Below are 20,777 nucleotides of genomic sequence, written 5' to 3'. Positions count from 1 at the left end.
TTGACATCCCGTGATCGTCGTCAGGGACGCCGCCAATCAAAGGAGCGAAACGGGGTGTTGCGCCGTTTGTGGGGTCTAGCGGGGGGTCGCGGGGCTGATGACCGCGTGCCTGATGCTGCCAGGACAGCAACAGGCGTATGCCGCGGCCGGTGACCCCTTCCCCGGGGGGCCCGGCCTGGTCTTCGTGGCCCAGGGACCGGCGCCCGGTGAACCGACCACCCTCTACGAGGCCGTCCAGGGCACGGGCCAGGTCACCTTCGTCCGGGAGGGCACCGCCACCTTCGGCCACAACGCCATGGGCTTCCGCGCCGCGGACCGGTACCTCCACGCCATCAACAACAACGACGGCCTCGCCCGTATCGGCCAGGGCGGCGTCGCCACCAACACCGGCCAGGTCGGCCTGCCCTCCAGCGGCACCTTCAGCTACAACCAGGGCACCTTCGGCGACGGACCCACCGCGGACACGCTCTACGTCCGCCAGTCCACGACCGACAACAGCCTGTACGCCGTCGACGTCCCCACCCACACCTCGCACCGGATCGCGCTCTCCTCCAACGTCCCGAACCTGTCCGACATCGTCTGGAAGGACGGCTACATCTGGGGCGTGTACGGAGAGGGCCACCAGCTCTACCGCATCGACCCCGCCACCGGCACCGTCCTCGTGGTCGCCCTGCCCGGGCTCCCCGCGAACCCGTACGGGGCCCAGTGGGTCTACGGCAACGGCAACATCGGCATCTCGAACAACGTCACCGGCACCGTCTACCAGCTCCGCATCAACAACCCGACGTCCGCCACCCCCACGGCCACCATCCTCTCCTCGACCAGGGGCCCGGCGAACACACAGAACGACGGAGCGTCCGTCCCCGGCGAGCCCGCCGACCTCGCGATCACCAAGGAAGGGCCGTCGACCTGGGCGCCGGGCGACACGATCACGTACACCCTGCGGATCCACAACAACGGCCCTGGCAACTCCTCCGGCTACATCGTCACGGACACTCTGCCGGACAACCTGAGCAACCCCCAGACCACGACGCCCGGCTGCGCCATCGTCACCCAGGGCGGCCGGAACCTCGTGCAGTGCACCGGCGCCGCGCTCGCCGACGGGGCCGACGCCCCGGAGATCACCATCACCGGCACCGCCCCGGCCACGCCCGGCACCGACTGCGTCGCCGACGGGATCGACAACACGGCGCAGGTGGTCGGCAACGAGGACGACCCCGACCAGGGCAACGACACGGCCCACTCCACGGCCTGCCCGGCGGGGCAGGTCGAGCCGTCCTTCACCGTCTCCAAGACCGCGTCCGTCGGACCCGACGGCTTCGTGGGCTCCGGTGACAGCGTCACGTACACGGTCACCGTCACCAACAACGGCACCGTGGACTACACCGTCGACAATCCGGCGACCTTCACGGACGACCTGAGCGATGTCACCGACGACGCCAAGGTGGACCCGGCCTCCCTGACGGGCGGCGCCCAGCTGCTCGACGGCGGCGTCTCCTGGTCCGGCCCGCTGGCCGCCGGCGCGACCCACACGGTCACGTACACGGTCGTCGTCAACGGCCCCGACCAGGGCAACCACGTCCTGCGCAACGACGTCGTCCCCGGCCCCACCGGCACCTGCACCACGGCCGACGCCTGCATCACCACGATCCCCGTCGCCGCCTGGGCGGCAAGGTCACCTACACGGTGACCGTCACGAGCACGGGCACCACCGCGTTCACCGCTGCCGATCCGGCCTCGTTCACGGACGACTTGTCGGGTGTGCTGGACGACGCGACGTACAGCAACGACGCCACGGGCGGTGCGACCGTCACGGGGACACGCTGAGCTGGTCGGGTCCGCTCGCTGTCGGGGCCACGGTCACCCTCACGTACAGCGTCACCGTCAACGACCCGGACACCGGCGACCGGCACCTGCGCAACGCCGTCACCCCGGGGACCAGCGGCACCTGTGCCACCACCGGCACCTGCACCACCGACGTGCCCGTCACCGTCGTCCCGCCGGCCGAGTCGTCGCTGTCGCTGGCGAAGCGGGCGGAGACGCAGGGGCCGTTCGAGGTCGGCGACCAGGTCACGTACGTCTACACGGTCACCAACACCAACACCGGCACCACCACCCTGACCGACATCACCGTCGCCGACGACCTGGTCTCCCAGGTCACCTGTGACGAGACCACCCTCGCGCCCGGCCCGCGCCACCATCACCGTGATCATGAAGGGCAAGCCCACCCCGCCGTGCAAGGAGTACGGCGAGTGCCCTGACTACGGCGGCGGCTACGACCGCGCCAAGGCCACGACCGGCTCCCACCACGCCTGACATCCCCAAGGCCCGCCCCAGCGAAGGCCTGACACCCGCACAGCAGCCGCGCCCTCGCCCCTCTACGGGGTGGGGGCGCGGTGCGTCGTACGGGGTTGCCGGCCCGCGTTCGCCGGATACCCCGCCCCGGGCGGGCCCCTCCGATAGCGTGGCCCGGATCCATTCGACTCTCCCAGGAAGCGCAGGGTGAACGAACCGGTCCGGTGGGGCAGCGACGATCCCGGCCCCTTCTTCCACGGCACGAAGGCCGACCTCGCCGTCGGCGCCCTCCTGGAGCCGGGCTTCGGCTCCAACTTCGGCAAGGGCTACAAGGCGAACTTCGTCTACATGACCGCCACCCTGGACGCCGCCGTCTGGGGAGCCGAGCTGGCCGTCGGAGTGGACGAGGACCAGCGGATCTACCTCGTCGAACCCACCGGCTTCTTCGAGGACGACCCGAACCTGACGGACACGCGGTTCCCCGGCAACCCGACCCGGTCCTACCGCACGCGCCTGCCCCTGCGCGTCGTCGCGGAGGTCCGGAAGTGGCAGGGACACCCGCCCGAGGTCCTTCAGAACATGCGGGACAATCTCGCGAAGCTCAAGGCCGAGGGCGTCGAGGCCATCAACGACTGACCGGGCGCCGGGGGAGCGGGGAGGAGTAGACGACGCTGGTCGTGACGGAGCCGAGGCCGCCGATCCGGCCCGTGATCTCCTCCAGGTGGCGCATGGAGCGGGCGGCGACCTTGATGACGAAGCAGTCGTCGCCGGTCACATGATGGGCTTCGAGGATCTCCGGCATCGGCTTGACCAGGTCGTGGAAGGGCTTGTAGTTGCTGTTCGGGTAGCGCAGCCGGACGAACGCCATGATCGTCAGCCCGACCTTCTCCGGGTCGACGACCGCCGCGTAACCGCTGATGATCCCCGCCTCCTCCAGCCGGCGTACGCGCTCGGTGACCGCGCTCGCCGACATGGAGACGGTGCGCGCGAGGTCGGCGAAGCTGGCCCGGCCGTCGTGCTGGAGGATGTCGAGGATGCGCCAGTCGAGGGCGTCAGGGGAAAACACGGTCATGGCCGAGAAGTAACACGGATTCCCCTGCCGGAACAGCCGGAGACCGTGGATGACACCTTCAGTGCGCCGGTCACGCCCCGTAGTTTCGAGGTGTCGAAAGCGGCTCAAGCAGCTCAAGCCGCTCACCGGGTGGGTCCGCACACCCCGTCACCACGAAAGGCCCTGACCCATGACCACGACCGCCCCGAGCCCCGTCTCGTCCCCCGCCGCCAACCCCGTCCTGCGGGTCGCCCCCGCGTCGCCCGCCGAGGCCGCCGCCCACTTCCGCGCCTCGCTGGCCCTGTACGCCGACGTGTCGGCCGTCGCCGCCGCGCTCGCGGCCGGCGGTGACCCGGGATTCGTCCTGCTCGACTCCCGTTCCACCGAGTCCTGGGACCAGGGGCACGTCCCCGGCGCGGTCCACCTGCCCACCGCGCTCATTCCGGAGCGAGCCGCCGCCCTGCTCGACCCGGCGGTGCCCGTCGTCACCTACTGCTGGGGACCCGGCTGCGACGGCGCCACCCGCGCGGCCCTCGCCCTGGCCGAGCTCGGCTACCGGGTCAAGGAGATGCTCGGCGGATTCGAGTACTGGGCGCGGGAGGGCTTCGCGTACGAGACCTGGGAGGGCACGGAGCAGCGCGCCGCCGACCCCCTGACCGCCCCGATAGCGGGCACCTGCGGCTGCTGATCCGACATCGAACCGGACGGGACTCCCTGCCGTCGCCGGGCCGGCGGAAGCACCCCGTCTCTGTGAGCAACTGCGTTTGTTTCATTGACATTTCATGCAGAAGTCCTAGCGTTGGGAGCGCTCCCACAGTCAACAACTGGAAGGAGTTCCCCCATGCGTCAACAGAGTCCGTTAAGCGGGCGTACGCGGTCGCCCCTCCGCCGGCCTCTCCAGGTGCTCGTCGTGCTGCTCGCCGTGGTCGCCGGCGCACTGACCTGGTCGGCCCCCGCCCAGGCGCACGGCACCATCGTCAAACCCGCCTCCCGCGCGTACCAGTGCTGGAAGACGTGGGGCAACGACCACACGAACCCGGCCATGCAGACCCAGGACCCCATGTGCTGGCAGGCGTTCCAGGCCAACCCCGACACCATGTGGAACTGGATGAGCGCGCTCCGCGACGGCCTCGGCGGCCAGTTCCAGGCGAAGACCCCCGACGGGACGCTCTGCAGCAACAACCTGTCGAGGAATGCCGGCCTGGACAAGCCCGGGCAGTGGAAGACCACCACCATCGGCAACAACTTCTCGGTCCACCTGCGCGACCAGGCGTCCCACGGTGCCGACTACTTCAAGGTCTATGTGAGCAAGCAGGGCTACGACCCCAAGACGCAGACGCTGGGCTGGGGCAACCTCGACTTCATCACACAGACCGGCCGCTACGCCCCCGCGGGGGACATCACGTTCCCCGTCCAGACGTCCGGCTACAGCGGACACCACATCCTGTTCGTGATCTGGCAGGCCTCGCACCTCGACCAGGCTTACATGTGGTGCAGCGACGTGAACTTCGGCTGAGCCGGGGAGCGCCGTACCCGGCACCGGCCTCGGCCGGGCGCCGGTGACCCGCCGCCCGGCCGGCCAGGCTCCGTCGGGGCAGGGGACTCGACGAGTCACCCTGGCCCGACGGGGCTTCCCGCGTTCCTGGACGAGTTCACGTACGGGAGGCGAGAGCCTGGGTACGGGGCAGCGTGCCGCCGACCCCTCGGCGGCCCCGGCCGTGGGCGCCTGCGGCTCCTGGCCCGCGCCGACGGCGGCACCCTCCGGACGGCGTCCCCTATATGTCCTGGTCGCGGGCGGTGTTGACCGCTGCCTGAAGCCGCAGCCAGGTCGGATCCGTCGCGGATGCCGTGGTGACCGTCGTCGTGTCGTCCGCGTCCCAGCTGCGGTCCCCGTCGGTCATGACGACATGGGCCCACAGGTCACCGTCGTCCGGAACCTCGGACGACGACTCCAGGAACGCGGCGACCGCGGCCCGCGCCGTGTCGTCACCGAGGGCCTCGGCCTGGGCGGGGTCGGCGTTCACGGACACGAGCGCGAGCTCGCCTTCGCCGCTCGCGACGACGAGATCGCCGGTCGGCGTGCGGCCCAACGCGGACACCGGTGTGCCGGCGAACAGCTCGTGTCCGGCGGCCTGCTCGGCCTCGATGTCGAGTTCGACGAGGGCCCCGGTGGGGGTGCCGATCCAGAGCACCCCGGGGCGGGCTCCGAACGCGATGTTGTGGCTCGACCAGGCGCGCATCTCGTCGAGCCATTCCTGCGGGTACGGGTAGTCCGGCGTGGGCGTGCCGAGCGTGGTCGCCAGGACCTGGCGGAGTCCGGGGAACGTGAAGACGTCCAGCGTGTTCCCGTACGCGTTGCCTCGGACCGCGAGATGACGTCCGTCCCGGCTGAAGACCGGTGTCGTGTAGCCGTCGCAATCCAGGACCAGCGCGTGGTCCTGGACGCGCATCCTCGCGGGAGTGTCGCCCGGGTCGACGCGTGCGAAGAGACCTAGCGTCGCGCCCTGATCGCTCGCGAGCGTGGCGATCAGGCCGCCGCCGGGATGCTCCGCGACGCCGGTGTCCCAAGGGCGCCCGGTGCCGGCGCTGATGACGCGTGCATCGAGATCGAGGGCGTCGGAACGTTCCCACGCGGCGTCCGCGCCGTCCGACGACGGTGAGGCCCACAACGTCCGGCCGTCCGGGCTGAACGCCAGATGGCGGTAACGGGCGGTGAAGGGCGGGCCTGCCGGGTCGGACGGCCCGGAGGGAGTCCAGCGCACCACTCCACTCTCGCCGGCGACGGCGAGCAGCGGCTGGTGGGGATGCCAGGCCACCCCCGGGTGGCGGGGGCGATGCCACGCCGAATCAGGTACACCGCGCCCGTCGCCGACAGAACCGAGGGCGCGCAGCCGCCCCGCTTCACAGGACCAGATGTGGACGAGACCACGTTCCGCGTCCAGGCCGGCGATCAGGGGAAGCCGCGGATGGCAGACCAGTCGCCCGACGGGATGCCCACCACTGACCCGCGTGCGGGCCACAACCTCGATACCAGTCATCGGGACACCGTAGTTCCCGGTGATCAGGGGCGGGCTATCTTCGGGCTTCCGGTACGGGAGCCCCATCCCGCCCCCCCCGGAGGCGGGGACCCGATGCCTCGGAAAGACTGGGACCGCCCCGGTTCCGCCGGGGCGGGTCGCGTCCTGCCGGGCATGACCGAGCGGCGGTGATGTACTAGAGTTATCTCGACATCGAGATATCTGCCGAGGCGCACCGCTGCCGCCACCCCGGTAAGGGCTACCTCACTTAGCCTTACCTCAGCGGATCGACGACGTGTACGTGGCGGCAGGATGCGGTGGAACGCGCACATATATGAAGGAGACTGTCGTGTCGGCGAACAGCTTCGACGCCCGCAGCACGCTGAGCGTGGGCGACGAGTCGTACGAGATCTTCCGGCTGGACAAGGTGGAGGGCTCCGAGCGCCTTCCCTACAGCCTGAAGGTTCTCCTGGAGAACCTGCTCCGCACCGAGGACGGCGCGAACATCACCGCCGACCACATCCGGGCCCTCGGGAACTGGGACTCCCAGGCCCAGCCGAGCCAGGAGATCCAGTTCACGCCGGCGCGCGTGATCATGCAGGACTTCACCGGCGTCCCCTGCGTCGTCGACCTCGCCACCATGCGCGAGGCCGTCAAGGCGCTCGGCGGCGACCCGGCGAAGATCAACCCGCTCGCCCCGGCCGAGCTGGTCATCGACCACTCCGTCATCGCGGACAAGTTCGGCACCAACGACGCGTTCCAGCAGAACGTCGAGCTGGAGTACGGCCGCAACAAGGAGCGCTACCAGTTCCTGCGCTGGGGCCAGACCGCGTTCGACGAGTTCAAGGTCGTCCCCCCGGGCACCGGCATCGTCCACCAGGTCAACATCGAGAAGCTGGCCCGCGTCGTCATGGTCCGTGACGGCAAGGCCTACCCCGACACCCTGGTCGGCACCGACTCGCACACCACCATGGTCAACGGCCTCGGTGTGCTGGGCTGGGGCGTCGGCGGCATCGAGGCCGAGGCCGCCATGCTCGGCCAGCCGGTCTCCATGCTGATCCCGCGCGTCGTCGGCTTCAAGCTGACCGGTCAGCTCAAGCCGGGCACCACCGCCACCGACCTGGTGCTCACCATCACCGAGATGCTGCGCAAGCACGGCGTCGTCGGCAAGTTCGTCGAGTTCTACGGCGAGGGTGTGGCGGCCACGAGCCTCGCCAACCGCGCCACCATCGGCAACATGTCGCCGGAGTTCGGTTCCACCGCCGCGATCTTCCCGATCGACGACGAGACCCTGAACTACCTGCGCCTGACGGGCCGCAGCGCCCAGCAGGTCGCGCTGGTCGAGGCATACGCCAAGGCGCAGGGCCTCTGGCTGGACCCGAAGGCCGAGCCGGACTTCTCCGAGAAGCTCGAGCTCGACCTCTCCACGGTCGTCCCGTCGATCGCCGGCCCGAAGCGTCCGCAGGACCGTATCGTCCTCGCCAACGCCTCCGAGCAGTTCAAGACCGACGTCCTGAACTACGTCTCGACCGCCGACGAGGCCGGCGAGGAGTCCTTCCCGGCCTCCGACGCCCCGGCCGCCTCCAACGGCGTCCCGTCGAACCCGGTCACCGTGACCGCCCCCGACGGCACCACGTACACGATCGACCACGGCGCCGTCACCGTCGCCGCGATCACCTCGTGCACCAACACCTCGAACCCGTACGTCATGGTCGCCGCGGCCCTCGTCGCGAAGAAGGCCGTGGAGAAGGGCCTGACCCGCAAGCCGTGGGTCAAGACCACCCTCGCCCCGGGCTCGAAGGTCGTCACCGACTACTTCGACAAGGCGGGCTTGACCCCGTACCTCGACAAGGTCGGCTTCAACCTCGTCGGCTACGGCTGCACCACCTGCATCGGCAACTCCGGCCCGCTGCCGGAGGAGGTCTCCAAGGCCGTCAACGACCACGACCTCGCGGTCACCTCGGTCCTCTCCGGCAACCGCAACTTCGAGGGCCGGATCAACCCCGACGTCAAGATGAACTACCTGGCGTCCCCGCCGCTGGTCGTCGCGTACGCCCTCGCGGGTTCCATGAGGGTGGACATCACCAAGGACGCCCTGGGCGTCGACCAGGACGGCAAGCCGGTCTACCTGACCGACATCTGGCCGACCGAGGCCGAGGTCAACGACGTCGTCGCCAACGCCATCGGCGAGGACATGTTCAACAAGTCCTACCAGGACGTGTTCGCGGGCGACGCCCAGTGGCAGGCGCTCTCCATCCCGACCGGCAACACCTTCGAGTGGGACGCCGAGTCGACCTACGTCCGCAAGCCCCCGTACTTCGAGGGCATGACGATGGAGACCACCCCGGTCACCGACATCGCCGGTGCCCGCGTCCTGGCCAAGCTGGGCGACTCGGTCACCACCGACCACATCTCCCCGGCCGGTGCCATCAAGGCCGACACCCCGGCCGGCCAGTACCTCACCGAGCACGGTGTGGAGCGTCGTGACTTCAACTCCTACGGCTCGCGCCGAGGCAACCACGAGGTCATGATCCGCGGTACGTTCGCCAACATCCGCCTGCGCAACCAGATCGCGCCGGGCACCGAGGGCGGCTTCACCCGCGACTTCACGAAGGACGGCGCCCCGGTGTCGTTCATCTACGACGCCTCGCAGAACTACCAGGCCGCCGGCACCCCGCTGGTCATCCTGGGCGGCAAGGAGTACGGCTCCGGTTCGTCCCGTGACTGGGCGGCCAAGGGCACGGCCCTCCTCGGCGTCAAGGCCGTCATCACCGAGTCGTACGAGCGCATCCACCGCTCGAACCTCATCGGCATGGGCGTCCTGCCGCTGCAGTTCCCGGCCGGCCAGTCGGCCGACTCGCTCGGCCTGACCGGCGAGGAGACCTTCTCCATCACCGGCGTCACCGCGCTCAACGACGGCTCCACGCCGAGCACGGTCAAGGTCACCACCGACACCGGTGTCGAGTTCGACGCGGTCGTCCGCATCGACACCCCCGGCGAGGCGGACTACTACCGCAACGGCGGCATCATGCAGTACGTGCTGCGCAACCTGATCCGCGGCTGAATCGACCGGGATCGGTGACGGCCGGCTGACCGGCCCGTAGCCCAAGGGCCCTCTCCCCACCGGGGAGAGGGCCCTTTCGCATGCCCGGAAAAGGTCCGGAGCGGCGGGGCGGGCGAGGGGAAAACAGGCAAGTATCCGGGAATGTCAAGGGTGTTGGCGACCCGCCACGCGGATCTTCCGGCGGATTCGCCACGGATACCGGGCAGTTCGCGAACGGAGGTCTCAACTCGGAGAAGACTGCCGGGTAAACCTCGCATCGATCTTGCTCAGGCGAAGGAGAGTGGACTATACCTGTCGGCGTCCCGCCCGTCGTCCCGAGCAGTCGGCGACGGCCCGACGCCTGCACGACCCAGCTGCAATTGACCGCGGTGGCGGGGCCCTTCGCCTGAGGCGAACTCGGTACGGGCGACCAGTACACCGCCTGAGTCCTGAATGAAGGCGAGGACTTGAGCATGGGATCCACCTCCGCCCAGAACGGCACCCCCGAGCAGGGGGGCGTCGGCCGCCGTAATCTGATCAAGCGGTCCGCCGCCCTCGGTCTGATCTCCGTACCCGCCATGGGCTTCCTGTCCGCGTGCGCCTCCGGTGGCGGCGACGACGACAAGTCGGACAAGCCCAAGGGCGAGAAGACGAAGGACAATCCGTTCGGCGTCGCCAAGGGCGGCAAGCTCGACGTCGTCGTCTTCAAGGGCGGCTACGGCGACGACTACGCCAAGGCGTGGGAAGCCAGCTTCGAGAAGAAGTGGGGCGTCACCGCCGCCCACACCGGCACCCAGGAGATCACCGGCAAGCTCCAGCCGCGCTTCAACGCCGGCAACCCGCCGGACATCATCGACGACTCCGGCGCCCAGAAGATCAAGATCGACGTCCTGAACAAGAACGGCCAGCTGCTCGACCTCGCCGCGGTCTTCGACGCGCCGTCGATCGACGACCCGAGCAAGAAGGTCCGGGACACCCTGATCCCTGGCACCCTCGACGCGGGCATCCTGGAGGGCAAGACCGTCGCCCTCAACTACATCTACACGGTGTGGGGCCTGTGGTACTCCGGCAAGCTCTTCAAGGACAAGGGCTGGACCGAGCCGAAGACCTGGGACGAGTTCCTGGCCATCTGCAAGGACGCCACCAAGCAGGGCATCGGCGGCCTCGCCCACCAGGGCAAGTTCCCGTACTACATCAACGTCGCCATCATGGACCTGATCGCCAAGAAGGGCGGTCTGGACGCCATGAAGGCGATCGACAACCTCGACCCCAAGGCGTTCGTCGGCTCCGACGCCGCCAAGGAGGCCGTCGAGGCGGTGTACGAGGTGGTCGAGAAGGGCTACCTGATGCCCGGCACCAACGGCCTGACCCACACCGAGTCGCAGACCCGCTGGAACCAGTACAAGGCCGCCTTCATCACCAGCGGTTCCTGGCTGGAGAACGAGCAGCTGAAGCAGACCCCGGACGACTTCGACATGAAGTTCATGCCGATGCCGCTGCTGCCCGGCAGCGCGATGCCGTACGAGGCGATCCGGGCCGGCTCCGGCGAGCCGTTCATCATCCCGTCCAAGGCCGCGAACCTGGCCGAGGCGCAGGAGTTCATGCGGATGATGCTCTCCAAGGAGTGGTCGTCGCTCTTCGCCAAGGAGGCGAACTCCCTCACCATCCTGGCCGACGGCGTGGACCCGAACGTCAAGCTCCGCCCGGGTACCCAGTCCACCGTCGAGGCGTCCAAGAAGGCGGGCACCAACACGTTCCGCTTCCTGTACACCGAGTGGTACAGCGAGATGGACACCGAGATCCAGAACGCCTCCAACGAGCTGATGGCCAAGCGCATCCAGCCCGCGGAATGGCTGAAGCGGGCCCAGGCGGCGGTCGACAAGGCCGCCAAGACCCCGGCGGCCCAGAAGAACCACCGCAGCTGACGCGCGGACACCCCCCCCACTCGGGACACCAGGGACAGGAACGCCATGCGCAAAGGGCAGTACACGTTCGTCACGGGATTCCTCATCCTCCCCGTGGCCCTCTATCTGGTCTTCGTCATCTGGCCGTACATCCAGACGTTCGGCTACTCGCTGACCGACTGGCAGGGACAGTCACAGGACTTCTCCTTCGTCGGCCTCGACAACTACGTCGCGCTCGCGAAGGACGACGTCTTCCTGGGAGCGGTCTGGCACAACATCCTGTACCTGGTGTTCGTCCCGGTGGTCACCATCCTGCTCGCGCTCTTCTTCGCGTTCATGCTGAACGCGGGCGGGCGTAGCAAGGCCGGCGGGGTCGCGGGCGTCGCGGGGTCGAAGTTCTACAAGATCGTCTACTTCTTCCCGCAGGTCCTCTCGCTCGCGATCCTCGCGGTGCTCTTCGGCGCCGTGTACCGCAGCGACTCCGGCGGCATGCTCAACGGCCTGCTCATGAAGATCGGCCTGGTCGACCAGGCCCAGCCCGTCGAGTGGCTGAACGAGCCGAACTACGTGCTCTGGGCGCTGCTCGCCGTCGTCGTCTGGCACGGCGTCGGCTTCTACCTGGTGCTGTTCTCCGCCGCCATGCAGTCCATCCCGAGGGACATCTACGAGGCCGCGCTGATCGACGGCGCCGGCCGCGCCCAGTCCTTCTTCCGCATCACGCTGCCGCTGCTGTGGGACTCCGTCCAGACCGCCTGGGTCTACCTCGGCATCGTCGCGATGGACATGTTCATCCTGGTGTCGACGATGACCGCCCCCGGCGGCGAGTTCGGCGGCGGCCCGGACCACCACAGCGAGGTCATGTCGACCGTGATGATGCGGAACTTCCTCATCTTCGGCAAGAGCGGCTACGCCTGCGCCATGGGCGTCGTCATGCTCCTGCTCACCCTGATCCTTTCCGTCGTCACGCTGCGCGCCACCCGCCGCGAGCGCCTCGAGTTCTGAGCGGGAGAACCGACGATGAACGACCGCATCCAGAAGACCGACCAGATTCCGGCCGCCGCGGCGGGCTCCCCGGGCGGCGGCGCGTCCGTCCCCCGGCAGCGCGCGGGAGGCCGGGGGAGCGGGCCCGCCACGGGCCCGGCCCGCGAGGGCACCGTCCTCAACGTCTTCTCGCACGGCTTCCTCGCCCTGTGGGCGCTGCTGATCGTGCTGCCGCTGATCTGGCTGGTGCTCAGCTCCTTCAAGACCGACGCGCAGATCGCCGGCTCGGCCTTCGGCTGGCCGTCGAACTGGTCCTTCGACGTCTTCGGCCGCGCCTGGGACAAGGGCATCGGCGACTACTTCCTGAACACCCTGATCGTCCTGGTGTTCTCGGTGCCGCTGACGATGCTGTTCGGCTCCATGGCCGCGTACGTGCTCGCGCGCTACCGGTTCGTGGGCAACCGGCTCATCTACTACTTCTTCGTCGCCGGCGCGATGTTCCCGGTGTTCCTGGCCCTCGTCCCGCTCTTCTTCATGGTGAAGATGCTCGGGATGCTCAACACCTACCAGGGCCTGATCCTGGTGTACGTCGCGTACTCGCTGCCGTTCACCGTCTTCTTCATGCACGCGTTCTTCCGGACGCTGCCGACGGCCGTCTTCGAGGCCGCGATCCTGGACGGGGCCTCGCACACCCGGGCCTTCTTCCAGGTGATGCTGCCGATGGCCAAACCCGGCCTGATCAGCGTGGGCATCTTCAACACGCTGGGGCAGTGGAACCAGTTCCTGCTGCCGACCGTGCTCATGCAGCCGCAGCAGGGCGGTGACCCGGAACGGTACGTGCTCACGCAGGGACTCATCCAGCTCCAGCAGCAGCAGGGCTACGAGACGGACCTGCCGGTGCTCTTCGCCGGTGTGACCATCGCCATGATCCCGATGCTGGTGGTCTACCTCTCCTTCCAGCGGCAGGTGCAGGCGGGCCTGACCTCGGCCACCCTCAAGTAGGCCGAGCAGTCCGCAACCCGCCTCCGCCGTACGGCCGTCAGCGGCCCGAAGGCGGCGCGACCAGCGCGTACACGGTCCGGCCCCGGGGCTCGAAGCCCCGGGGCCGGACCTTTCGCTTCCGGATTCGACTACCGTCGAGGACTTGACGACGACAAGCCCGACGGCGGAGCTTGGAGTTCACAACTTGTACGCGACGTAGGGTGGAGTTGAGTCGATGGAGACTCCGGGTTCGCAGTCCTCGCTGCACCGGGCCAATCTGGAGCGGGTCGTCCGGGCCGTACGTACGGCCGGGTCGCTCACCCAGGCGGAGATCGCCCGGGCGACCGGGCTGTCCGCCGCCACGGTCTCCAACATCGTGCGAGAACTGAAGGACGGCGGGACCGTCGAGGTCACCCCGACCTCCGCCGGGGGCCGCCGGGCCCGCAGCGTCTCGCTCAGCGGTGACGCGGGCGCGGTCGTGGGAGTCGATTTCGGCCATACGCACCTGCGCGTCGCGATCGGCAACCTGGCCCACCAGGTGCTCGCCGAGACGGCCGAGCCACTGGACGTGGACGGCTCCGCCGAGGAGGGCTTCGACCGGGCGGAAGAGCTGGTCAAGCGGCTGATCGAGGAATCCGGCATCCGCCGGGAGAAGCTCGTCGGCGTCGGCCTCGGCGTACCGGGCCCCATCGACGTCTCCTCGGGAACCCTGGGCTCGACGTCCATCCTGCCGGGCTGGAGCGGGATCAGCCCCGCCGACGAGCTCGCCGACCGGCTCGGCGTGCCCGTGCACGTCGACAACGACGCCAACCTGGGCGCGCTCGGCGAGCTGGTCTGGGGCAGCGGCCGGGGCGTGAGCGACCTCGCGTACATCAAGGTCGCCGGCGGGGTGGGCGCCGGTCTGGTCATCGACGGCCGGGTCTACCGGGGCCCGGGCGGCACGGCCGGCGAGATCGGGCACATCACCCTCGACGAGTCCGGCCCGGTCTGCCGCTGCGGCAACCGGGGCTGCCTGGAGACCTTCGCGTCCGCCCGCTACGTCCTGCCGCTGCTCCAGCCGACCCACGGGGCCGATCTGACCATGGAGCGGGTGGTCCAGCTGGCCCGCGAGGGCGACCCCGGCTGCCGCCGGGTGATCGCCGACGTCGGCCGGCACATCGGCAGCGCCGTCGCCAGTCTCTGCAATCTGCTGAACCCGAGCCGGGTGATCCTCGGCGGCGATCTCGCGGAGGCCGGCGAGATCGTCCTCGCGCCGATCCGGGATTCCGTCGCCCGGTACGCCATCCCCAGCGCCGCCCGCCGCCTGGTCCTGGCCCCGGGGGCCCTGGGCAGCCGGGCCGAGGTGCTCGGCGCGCTCGCGCTCGTCCTGAGCGAGACGGGCGACTCGACGCTCCTGGAGAACGCCCTGGACGCTCCGCCGGCCGGGCCGGAGAGCTCCGTCATGCCTTCACTTAGATAACGGATGGCACCGTTGTCATCTCGTTAAGGATTTACTCCTTGACGCCGACTCTGGGGCCGAGTTGACTGCCAGCCACCTCGGCCGCGACGTCGCGGCCCCGTCAGGGAGGCAACCCCACATGAACGCAATGACGCGCCGCGTCGTCATCGGCACGGCCGCGCTGTCCATGGCCCTCTCCCTCGCCGCCTGCGGCAAGGCCGGCGACAGCGGCTCCGACGACGCGGGCGGCGACGGCAAGACCATCGGTCTGCTCCTGCCGGAGAACAAGACCACGCGCTACGAGACCTTCGACCGGCCGATCATCGAGACCAAGATCGAGTCGCTGTGCTCCGACTGCACGGTCAAGTACAACAACGCGGCGGGGGACACCCAGACGCAGAAGAAGCAGTTCGACGCGCTCGTCACCCAGGGCATCAAGGTGATCATCCTGGACGCCGTCGACTACAAGGCGACCAAGCCCTGGATCGCGGACGCCGAGAAGAAGGGCGTGAAGGTCGTCGCGTACGACCGCCTCACCGAGGGCCCGATCGCCGCCTACGTCTCGTACGACAACGAGAAGATCGGGCGCCTCCAGGGCGAGGGCCTGGTGAAGGCGCTGGGCGACAAGGCCGAGGATGCCAACGTTGTCATGATCAACGGCTCGCCGCTCGACCCCAACGCCCCGCTGTTCAAGAAGGGCGCCCACAGCGTCCTCGACACCGCCGTGAAGAAGGTCGTCTACGAGCAGGACATCCCGGACTGGTCCCCGGACGAGGCGGCCAAGAAGATGGGTGCCGCCATCGACTCCCTGGGCAAGGGCGGCTTCCAGGGCGTCTACTCCGCCAACGACGGCATGGCGGGCGGCGCCATCACCTCCCTCTCCAAGCAGGGCATCAAGGTCCCGGTCGGCGGCCAGGACGCCGAACTCGCCGGTCTGCAGCGGATCCTGAAGGGCGACCAGTCCTTCACCATCTACAAGCAGATCAAGCCCGAGGCCGAGACCACCGCGGAGATCGCGGTCAAGATCCTCAAGGGTGAGAAGTTCGACGACGTCGCCCCGCTCAAGGTCACCAGCCTCAGCGGCGAGTTCAAGGACATCCCGGCCAAGCTGTACGACGCGCAGATCGTGACCAAGGAGAACATCGCCTCCACGATCATCGCCGACAACGTCTACAAGGCGACCGACATCTGCACCGCCGAGTACAAGGCGGCCTGCGAGGCGGCGGGCATCAAGTAGCCCCGGCCAGGCGGCCAGGCGGCCAGGCGGCCAGGCGGCCAGGCGGCCGGGCGGCCGCCGGGACCCGCCGGTCCCGGCCGCCGCCGCGCGAGAACGGTCCGGCGCACCCGCCCCGAATCCACGCCCCGCAAGCGGGGGCGGGGCGCCGGACTTCCCCCGCCCGCCGCGGCGCATTTCCGCCGTTCCCCCGCTGTCCCTCTGTCTTCCCTCGCTCTCCCTGCCCCCACGCCCCGCCCCTCCGGCGGGCGAAGGAGATGATTCACGTGTCCGCTGCGCCCGTGCTGGCGTTGCGCGGGGTCTCCAAGCGGTTCGGCGCCGTACAGGTGCTCACCGAAGTCGACCTGGAGATCCACGCCGGAGAGGTCGTCGCCCTGGTGGGCGACAACGGCGCCGGAAAGTCCACCCTCGTCAAGACGATCTCGGGCGTCCACCCGATCGACGAGGGCGCCATCGAATGGGACGGCCGCCCCGTCCAGATCACCAAACCCCACGACGCCCAGCACCTCGGCGTCGCGACCGTCTACCAGGACCTCGCGCTCTGCGACAACCTCGACGTCGTCGCCAACCTCTTCCTCGGCAGCGAGCTGGGCACCGGCCCCGTCCTCGACGAGATCGCCATGGAACAGCGGGCCCGGGAACTGCTCGACACCCTGTCCATCCGCATTCCGTCGGTACGCATCCCGGTCGCCGCGCTCTCCGGCGGCCAGCGCCAGGTCGTGGCCATCGCCCGCGCCCTGATCGGCAACCCGAAGATCGTCATCCTGGACGAGCCGACCGCCGCCCTCGGCGTCGAGCAGACCGCCCAGGTGCTCGACCTCGTCGAGCGGCTGCGCGAGCGCGGCCACGGCGTCATCCTCATCAGCCACAACATGGCCGACGTCCGCGCCGTCGCGGACCGGGTCGCGGTGCTCCGCCTCGGCCGCAACAACGGCGTCTTCCCGGTCGCCGGCACCAGCCACGAAGAGATCATCGCCGCCATCACGGGCGCCACGGACAACGCCGTGACCCGCAGGCAGGCTCGTACGGCCGCGGCCGTGAAGGAGGACGCCCGATGAGCGACCTCGCCAAGACCCCCGCCGACGGTACGCCGGAGACCGCGCCCGAGACTCCGGCCGACGGTACGCCGGAGACCGCGCCGACCGGGTCGACCGCACCGGCGACCGCGACCGTCCCGGAGCAGCGCACCCCCGCCGTCGACCCCCGCCTCCTCGTCCGCGAGGAAGGCTTCATGGGGTACTGGACCGAGTTCGGCCGCAAGATACGAGGCGGCGAACTCGGCTCGCTCCCGGTGATCCTCGGCCTGATCGTCATCGCGATCGTCTTCCAGCTCCAGAACGACAACTTCCTGTCCGCCGGCTCCGTCGCCAACATCGCCGTCTACGCCTCCGGCCTCGGCATCATGGCCGTCGGCATCGTCTTCGTCCTCGTCCTCGGCGAGATCGACCTCTCCATGGGCTCGGTGGCCGGCGTCGGCGCCGCCGTCTGGGCCGGCCTCCAGGTCAGCAACGGCGTGAACGAGTGGGTGTCCCTGCTGGCCGCCGTGCTCACCGGCACCGCCATCGGCGCCCTGCACGGCTTCTTCTTCGCCAAGATCGGCGTGCCGGCCTTCGTCGTCACCCTGGCCGGCTTCCTCGGCTGGATGGGCATGCAGGAATGGCTGATGGGCGGCGAGGGCTCCATCAACACGCCGTCCGGCAGCGTGGTGGAGAGCCTCACCAGCTACTTCTTCGCCGACAGGATCGCCGCCTACGGCCTCGCGCTGGCCGCCATCGCCGTGTACGTCTTCTTCCAGCTGCGCGAGCGCGCCCGCCGCCACACCGCCCGGCTGCCCGCCCGTCCGGTCGGCGAGATCCTGCTGCGCACCGGCGTCTTCGCGGTCCTGGTGCTGGTCGTGGCGTACGTCATGAACGAGCCCGCCGGCGCCCGCGGCCTGCCGCTCGCCCTGGTCCTCTTCCTGGCCGTCCTGGTGTGCGCGGACTTCGTCGCCCGCCGTACCGTCTTCGGACGCAAGGTCTTCGCGGTCGGCGGCAACGCCGAGGCGGCCCGCCGCGCGGGCATCAACGTCGACGGCGTCCGGATCGCCGTCTTCGCGGTCTCCGGCACCCTGGCCGCCTTCGGCGGGCTGTTCGTGGCGAGCCTGTCCGGCGGCGCCACCAAGAGCCTCGGCGGCGGCAACACCCTGATGCTGGTCATCGCGGCGGCCGTGATCGGCGGCACGAGCCTCTTCGGCGGCCGCGGCAAGGTCTGGTCCGCGCTGCTCGGCATGATCGTGATCCAGTCGATTCAGCAAGGCTTGAACATGATCGGAATGTCCAACTCGATCCAGAACATGATCACCGGCGCGGTGCTTCTTGCCGCCGTCGTGATCGACTCGGTCTCCCGGCGGACCCAGAAGACCGCCGGCCGCGCCTAGACCGCGTACCGTTCCGCCCGGTTCTGTCCGCAATATCCGTGCAGTCTCGTGGCGTAACTCTCGCCACATCGCGCCCGGCGCTCGAACCGGCGCCGGGCGCTGCTGCCTCCGGATGAGTGCGGGGACCGGCCGGACCAGTGTCCTGTCGGCCATCCGGGTGGTGGCGATCCACCAACCCGATGCCCGCGGACCAAGACGGAACATTAGACTCGACAAATCGGCAAGCTCGACCAGTTCAAACGCAAGGAGGCACGGGTGGCTCTGCTGACCCGTATCAGGGGACCGCGAGATCTGGACCGGCTCTCCTCCGAACAGCTGGAGCAGCTGGCCGGGGAGATCAGGACTTTCCTCGTGGACGCCGTCTCCAAGACCGGCGGGCACCTCGGTCCCAACCTCGGCGTGGTCGAGCTGACCATCGCCCTGCACCGCGTCTTCGACTCGCCCCGGGACCGCGTCCTGTGGGACACCGGACACCAGAGCTATGTGCACAAGCTGCTCACCGGCCGCCAGGACTTCTCCAAGCTCAAGATGAGGGGCGGCCTGTCCGGCTACCCCTCGCAGGCGGAGTCCGAGCACGACGTCATCGAGAACTCGCACGCCTCGACGGTCCTCGGCTGGGCGGACGGCCTCGCCAAGGCCAACAAGATCCTGAAGAAGGACGACCACGTCGTCGCCGTCATCGGTGACGGCGCCCTCACCGGCGGCATGGCCTGGGAGGCGCTCAACAACATCGCCGACGCCAAGGACCGCCAGGTCGTCATCGTCGTCAACGACAACGAGCGTTCCTACGCGCCCACCATCGGCGGCCTCGCCAACCACCTGGCCACCCTGCGCACCACCGACGGCTACGAGCGGTTCCTCGCCCGCGGCAAGGACCTCCTGGAGCGCACCCCGGTCGTCGGGAAGCCGCTCTACGAGACCCTGCACGGCGCGAAGAAGGGGCTGAAGGACTTCATCGCCCCGCAGGGCATGTTCGAGGACCTCGGCCTGAAGTACGTCGGCCCGATCGACGGCCACGACATGGAGGCCCTGGAGTCGGCGCTGACCCGCGCCAAGCGCTTCGGCGGCCCGGTCATCGTGCACTGCCTCACCGAGAAGGGCCGCGGCTACCAGCCCGCGCTCCAGGACGAGGCCGACCGCTTCCACGCCGTCGGCAAGATCCACCCGGACACCGGTCTGCCGATCAGCTCCTCCGGCGCCGACTGGACCAGTGTCTTCGGCGAGGAGATGGTCGCGCTCGGCAAGGAGCGCGAGGATGTCGTCGCCATCACGGCGGCCATGCTCCAGCCGGTCGGCCTCGACAAGTTCGCCAAGGACTTCCCCGAGCGCGTGTTCGATGTCGGCATCGCCGAGCAGCACGCCGCGGTCTCCGCGGCCGGCCTCGCCACCGGCGGACTGCACCCGGTCTTCGCCGTCTACGCGACCTTCCTCAACCGCGCCTTCGACCAGGTCCTGATGGACGTGGCCCTGCACAAGTGCGGTGTCACCTTCGTCCTGGACCGGGCCGGTGTCACCGGTACGGACGGCGCCTCCCACAACGGCATGTGGGACATGTCGATCCTCCAGGTCGTGCCCGGCCTGCGGCTCGCCGCGCCGCGCGACGCCGACCAGGTCCGCGCCCAGCTGCGCGAGGCCGTCGAGGTCACCGACGCGCCCACCGTGGTCCGCTTCTCCAAGGGCGCGGTCGGCCCGGCCGTCCCCGCGCTGCGCCGGGTCGGCGGCATGGACGTGCTGCGCGAGGCCGGCACCGACCGGCCGGACGTGCTGCTCGTGTCAGTCGGCGCGCTCGCCCCGATGTGCCTGGACATCGCCGGTCTCCTCGACCAGCAGGGCATCTCCACCACGGTGGTCGACCCGCGCTGGGTCAAGCCCGTCGACGAGGCCCTCGCGCCGCTCGCCGAGCAGCACCGGGTGGTTGTCACCGTCGAGGACAACAGCAGGGTCGGCGGCGTCGGCTCGGCCGTCGCCCAGGCACTGCGCGACGCGGGCGTGGACGTCCCGCTGCGTGACTTCGGCATCCCGCCGCGCTTCCTCGACCACGCCTCGCGCGGTGAGGTGATGGCGGAGATCGGTCTGACCGCCCCGGACATCGCCCGCCAGGTCACCGGCCTGGTCTCGCGTCTGGACGGCCGTTTCGAGACGAGCAGCAAGGCGGTGGAGCCGGCCCGGGACTGACGGTCGCCCCCTGCGGGACCTGTGGCCCCCCGCGGTCCCCGGTTCCTGCAGTCCCGGGCCCTGACCCGGCTCCGGGCCGGAGACCCCGGGCCCTGGATCCCGGGTCTCCGACCCGGAATCCATCCTGGCGAGTCCACCCCGCGTCACCTTCCTCGCGCGAGGCCGCGTCCGGCTGGTACGACTGGACGAAGTTCTCCAGTGCGTCCCGGATCTCCTCCGGCCGGATCGTGAGCTCCGCCATC

17 protein-coding genes and 1 pseudogene are annotated in these 20,777 nt (G+C 69.5%); 16 read left to right on the top strand and 2 right to left on the bottom strand.

Annotation, left to right across the window (positions count from 1 at the left end; all coding sequences use genetic code 11):
- Positions 1 to 97: 97 nt before the first annotated feature.
- The 5 genes and pseudogenes from ABZ693_RS01630 (at position 98) to arr (ending at position 2,931) form a co-directional block, all read left to right on the top strand.
- A complete protein-coding gene (locus tag ABZ693_RS01630) occupies positions 98 to 1,690 on the top strand; it encodes a DUF6923 family protein (protein WP_359872171.1) in 1,593 nt (530 codons plus the stop codon).
- Positions 1,687 to 1,827 carry a hypothetical protein gene (locus tag ABZ693_RS01625; protein WP_359872169.1) on the top strand — a complete coding sequence of 47 codons (141 nt, stop codon included), beginning with the start codon at positions 1,687 to 1,689 and terminating at the stop codon, positions 1,825 to 1,827. The genes ABZ693_RS01630 and ABZ693_RS01625 overlap by 4 nt, the downstream gene beginning before the upstream one ends.
- Positions 1,824 to 1,913 (top strand): annotated as a pseudogene (locus tag ABZ693_RS36255) (hypothetical protein); the annotation flags it as partial. The gene ABZ693_RS01625 and the pseudogene ABZ693_RS36255, both read left to right, overlap by 4 nt.
- A 66-nt stretch (positions 1,914 to 1,979) precedes the next feature.
- On the top strand, positions 1,980 to 2,261 hold the full coding sequence (locus ABZ693_RS01620) for a DUF7507 domain-containing protein (protein ID WP_359872167.1): 282 nt from the start codon (positions 1,980 to 1,982) through the stop codon (positions 2,259 to 2,261).
- 241 nt (positions 2,262 to 2,502) lie between these two features.
- Entirely contained in the window at positions 2,503 to 2,931 is a 429-nt protein-coding gene (gene arr / locus ABZ693_RS01615; protein ID WP_359872165.1) for an NAD(+)--rifampin ADP-ribosyltransferase, read from the top strand.
- Here the strand turns inward: arr and ABZ693_RS01610 are convergent.
- On the bottom strand, positions 2,921 to 3,367 hold the full coding sequence (locus tag ABZ693_RS01610) for an Lrp/AsnC family transcriptional regulator (RefSeq protein ID WP_359872163.1): 447 nt from the start codon (positions 3,365 to 3,367) through the stop codon (positions 2,921 to 2,923). The two genes, arr and ABZ693_RS01610, sit on opposite strands and share 11 nt — an antisense overlap.
- Positions 3,368 to 3,536: 169 nt before the next feature.
- On the opposite strand from ABZ693_RS01610, the gene ABZ693_RS01605 reads away from it, so the two are divergent.
- Both ABZ693_RS01605 and ABZ693_RS01600 read left to right on the top strand, forming a co-directional pair.
- Positions 3,537 to 4,034: a rhodanese-like domain-containing protein gene (locus tag ABZ693_RS01605; protein ID WP_359872161.1), complete on the top strand. Its 498-nt coding sequence runs from the start codon at positions 3,537 to 3,539 to the stop codon at positions 4,032 to 4,034.
- Positions 4,035 to 4,187: 153 nt separating this feature from the next.
- Positions 4,188 to 4,862, top strand: a complete 675-nt coding sequence (locus tag ABZ693_RS01600; protein WP_494485943.1) for a lytic polysaccharide monooxygenase auxiliary activity family 9 protein — start codon at positions 4,188 to 4,190, stop codon at positions 4,860 to 4,862.
- A 259-nt stretch (positions 4,863 to 5,121) separates the two neighbouring features.
- On the opposite strand, the gene ABZ693_RS01595 is transcribed toward ABZ693_RS01600, so the two are convergent.
- Complete coding sequence (locus tag ABZ693_RS01595; RefSeq protein WP_359872159.1) at positions 5,122 to 6,384, bottom strand: WD40 repeat domain-containing protein; 1,263 nt, start codon at positions 6,382 to 6,384, stop codon at positions 5,122 to 5,124.
- A 328-nt stretch (positions 6,385 to 6,712) separates the two neighbouring features.
- Here ABZ693_RS01595 and acnA point away from each other — a divergent pair, with 328 nt between their 5' ends.
- From acnA to dxs, 9 genes are all read left to right on the top strand, one after another.
- Positions 6,713 to 9,427, top strand: coding sequence for an aconitate hydratase AcnA (gene acnA / locus ABZ693_RS01590; protein ID WP_359872157.1), 2,715 nt, complete (start codon positions 6,713 to 6,715; stop codon positions 9,425 to 9,427).
- 452 nt (positions 9,428 to 9,879) lie between these two features.
- Complete coding sequence (gene ngcE, locus ABZ693_RS01585) at positions 9,880 to 11,331, top strand: N-acetylglucosamine/diacetylchitobiose ABC transporter substrate-binding protein (RefSeq protein WP_359872155.1); 1,452 nt, start codon at positions 9,880 to 9,882, stop codon at positions 11,329 to 11,331.
- Positions 11,332 to 11,376: 45 nt separating this feature from the next.
- Positions 11,377 to 12,312, top strand: a complete 936-nt coding sequence (locus ABZ693_RS01580; protein WP_359872153.1) for a carbohydrate ABC transporter permease — start codon at positions 11,377 to 11,379, stop codon at positions 12,310 to 12,312.
- A 15-nt stretch (positions 12,313 to 12,327) separates the two neighbouring features.
- Positions 12,328 to 13,293 (top strand): carbohydrate ABC transporter permease, encoded by a 966-nt coding sequence (locus ABZ693_RS01575; protein ID WP_435842319.1) that lies wholly within the window; start codon positions 12,328 to 12,330, stop codon positions 13,291 to 13,293.
- A 214-nt stretch (positions 13,294 to 13,507) separates the two neighbouring features.
- Complete coding sequence (locus tag ABZ693_RS01570) at positions 13,508 to 14,731, top strand: ROK family transcriptional regulator (protein WP_359872151.1); 1,224 nt, start codon at positions 13,508 to 13,510, stop codon at positions 14,729 to 14,731.
- 118 nt (positions 14,732 to 14,849) lie between these two features.
- Entirely contained in the window at positions 14,850 to 15,947 is a 1,098-nt protein-coding gene (locus tag ABZ693_RS01565) for a sugar ABC transporter substrate-binding protein (protein ID WP_359872149.1), read from the top strand.
- A 254-nt stretch (positions 15,948 to 16,201) separates the two neighbouring features.
- On the top strand, positions 16,202 to 17,002 hold the full coding sequence (locus ABZ693_RS01560) for an ATP-binding cassette domain-containing protein (RefSeq protein WP_359872147.1): 801 nt from the start codon (positions 16,202 to 16,204) through the stop codon (positions 17,000 to 17,002).
- Positions 16,999 to 18,360, top strand: coding sequence for a sugar ABC transporter permease (locus ABZ693_RS01555; protein WP_359872145.1), 1,362 nt, complete (start codon positions 16,999 to 17,001; stop codon positions 18,358 to 18,360). The genes ABZ693_RS01560 and ABZ693_RS01555 overlap by 4 nt, the downstream gene beginning before the upstream one ends.
- Positions 18,361 to 18,615: 255 nt before the next feature.
- Entirely contained in the window at positions 18,616 to 20,535 is a 1,920-nt protein-coding gene (dxs, locus tag ABZ693_RS01550; protein ID WP_359872143.1) for a 1-deoxy-D-xylulose-5-phosphate synthase, read from the top strand.
- The last annotated feature ends 242 nt before the right edge of the window (positions 20,536 to 20,777 follow it).

Origin of the sequence: Streptomyces laurentii, assembly GCF_040635425.1 — a bacterium.
Classification (GTDB): Bacteria; Actinomycetota; Actinomycetes; order Streptomycetales; family Streptomycetaceae; genus Streptomyces; species Streptomyces laurentii.
Note: the sequence above shows the minus strand (reverse complement) of the source record. Positions and strands in the feature narration are given on the sequence as shown.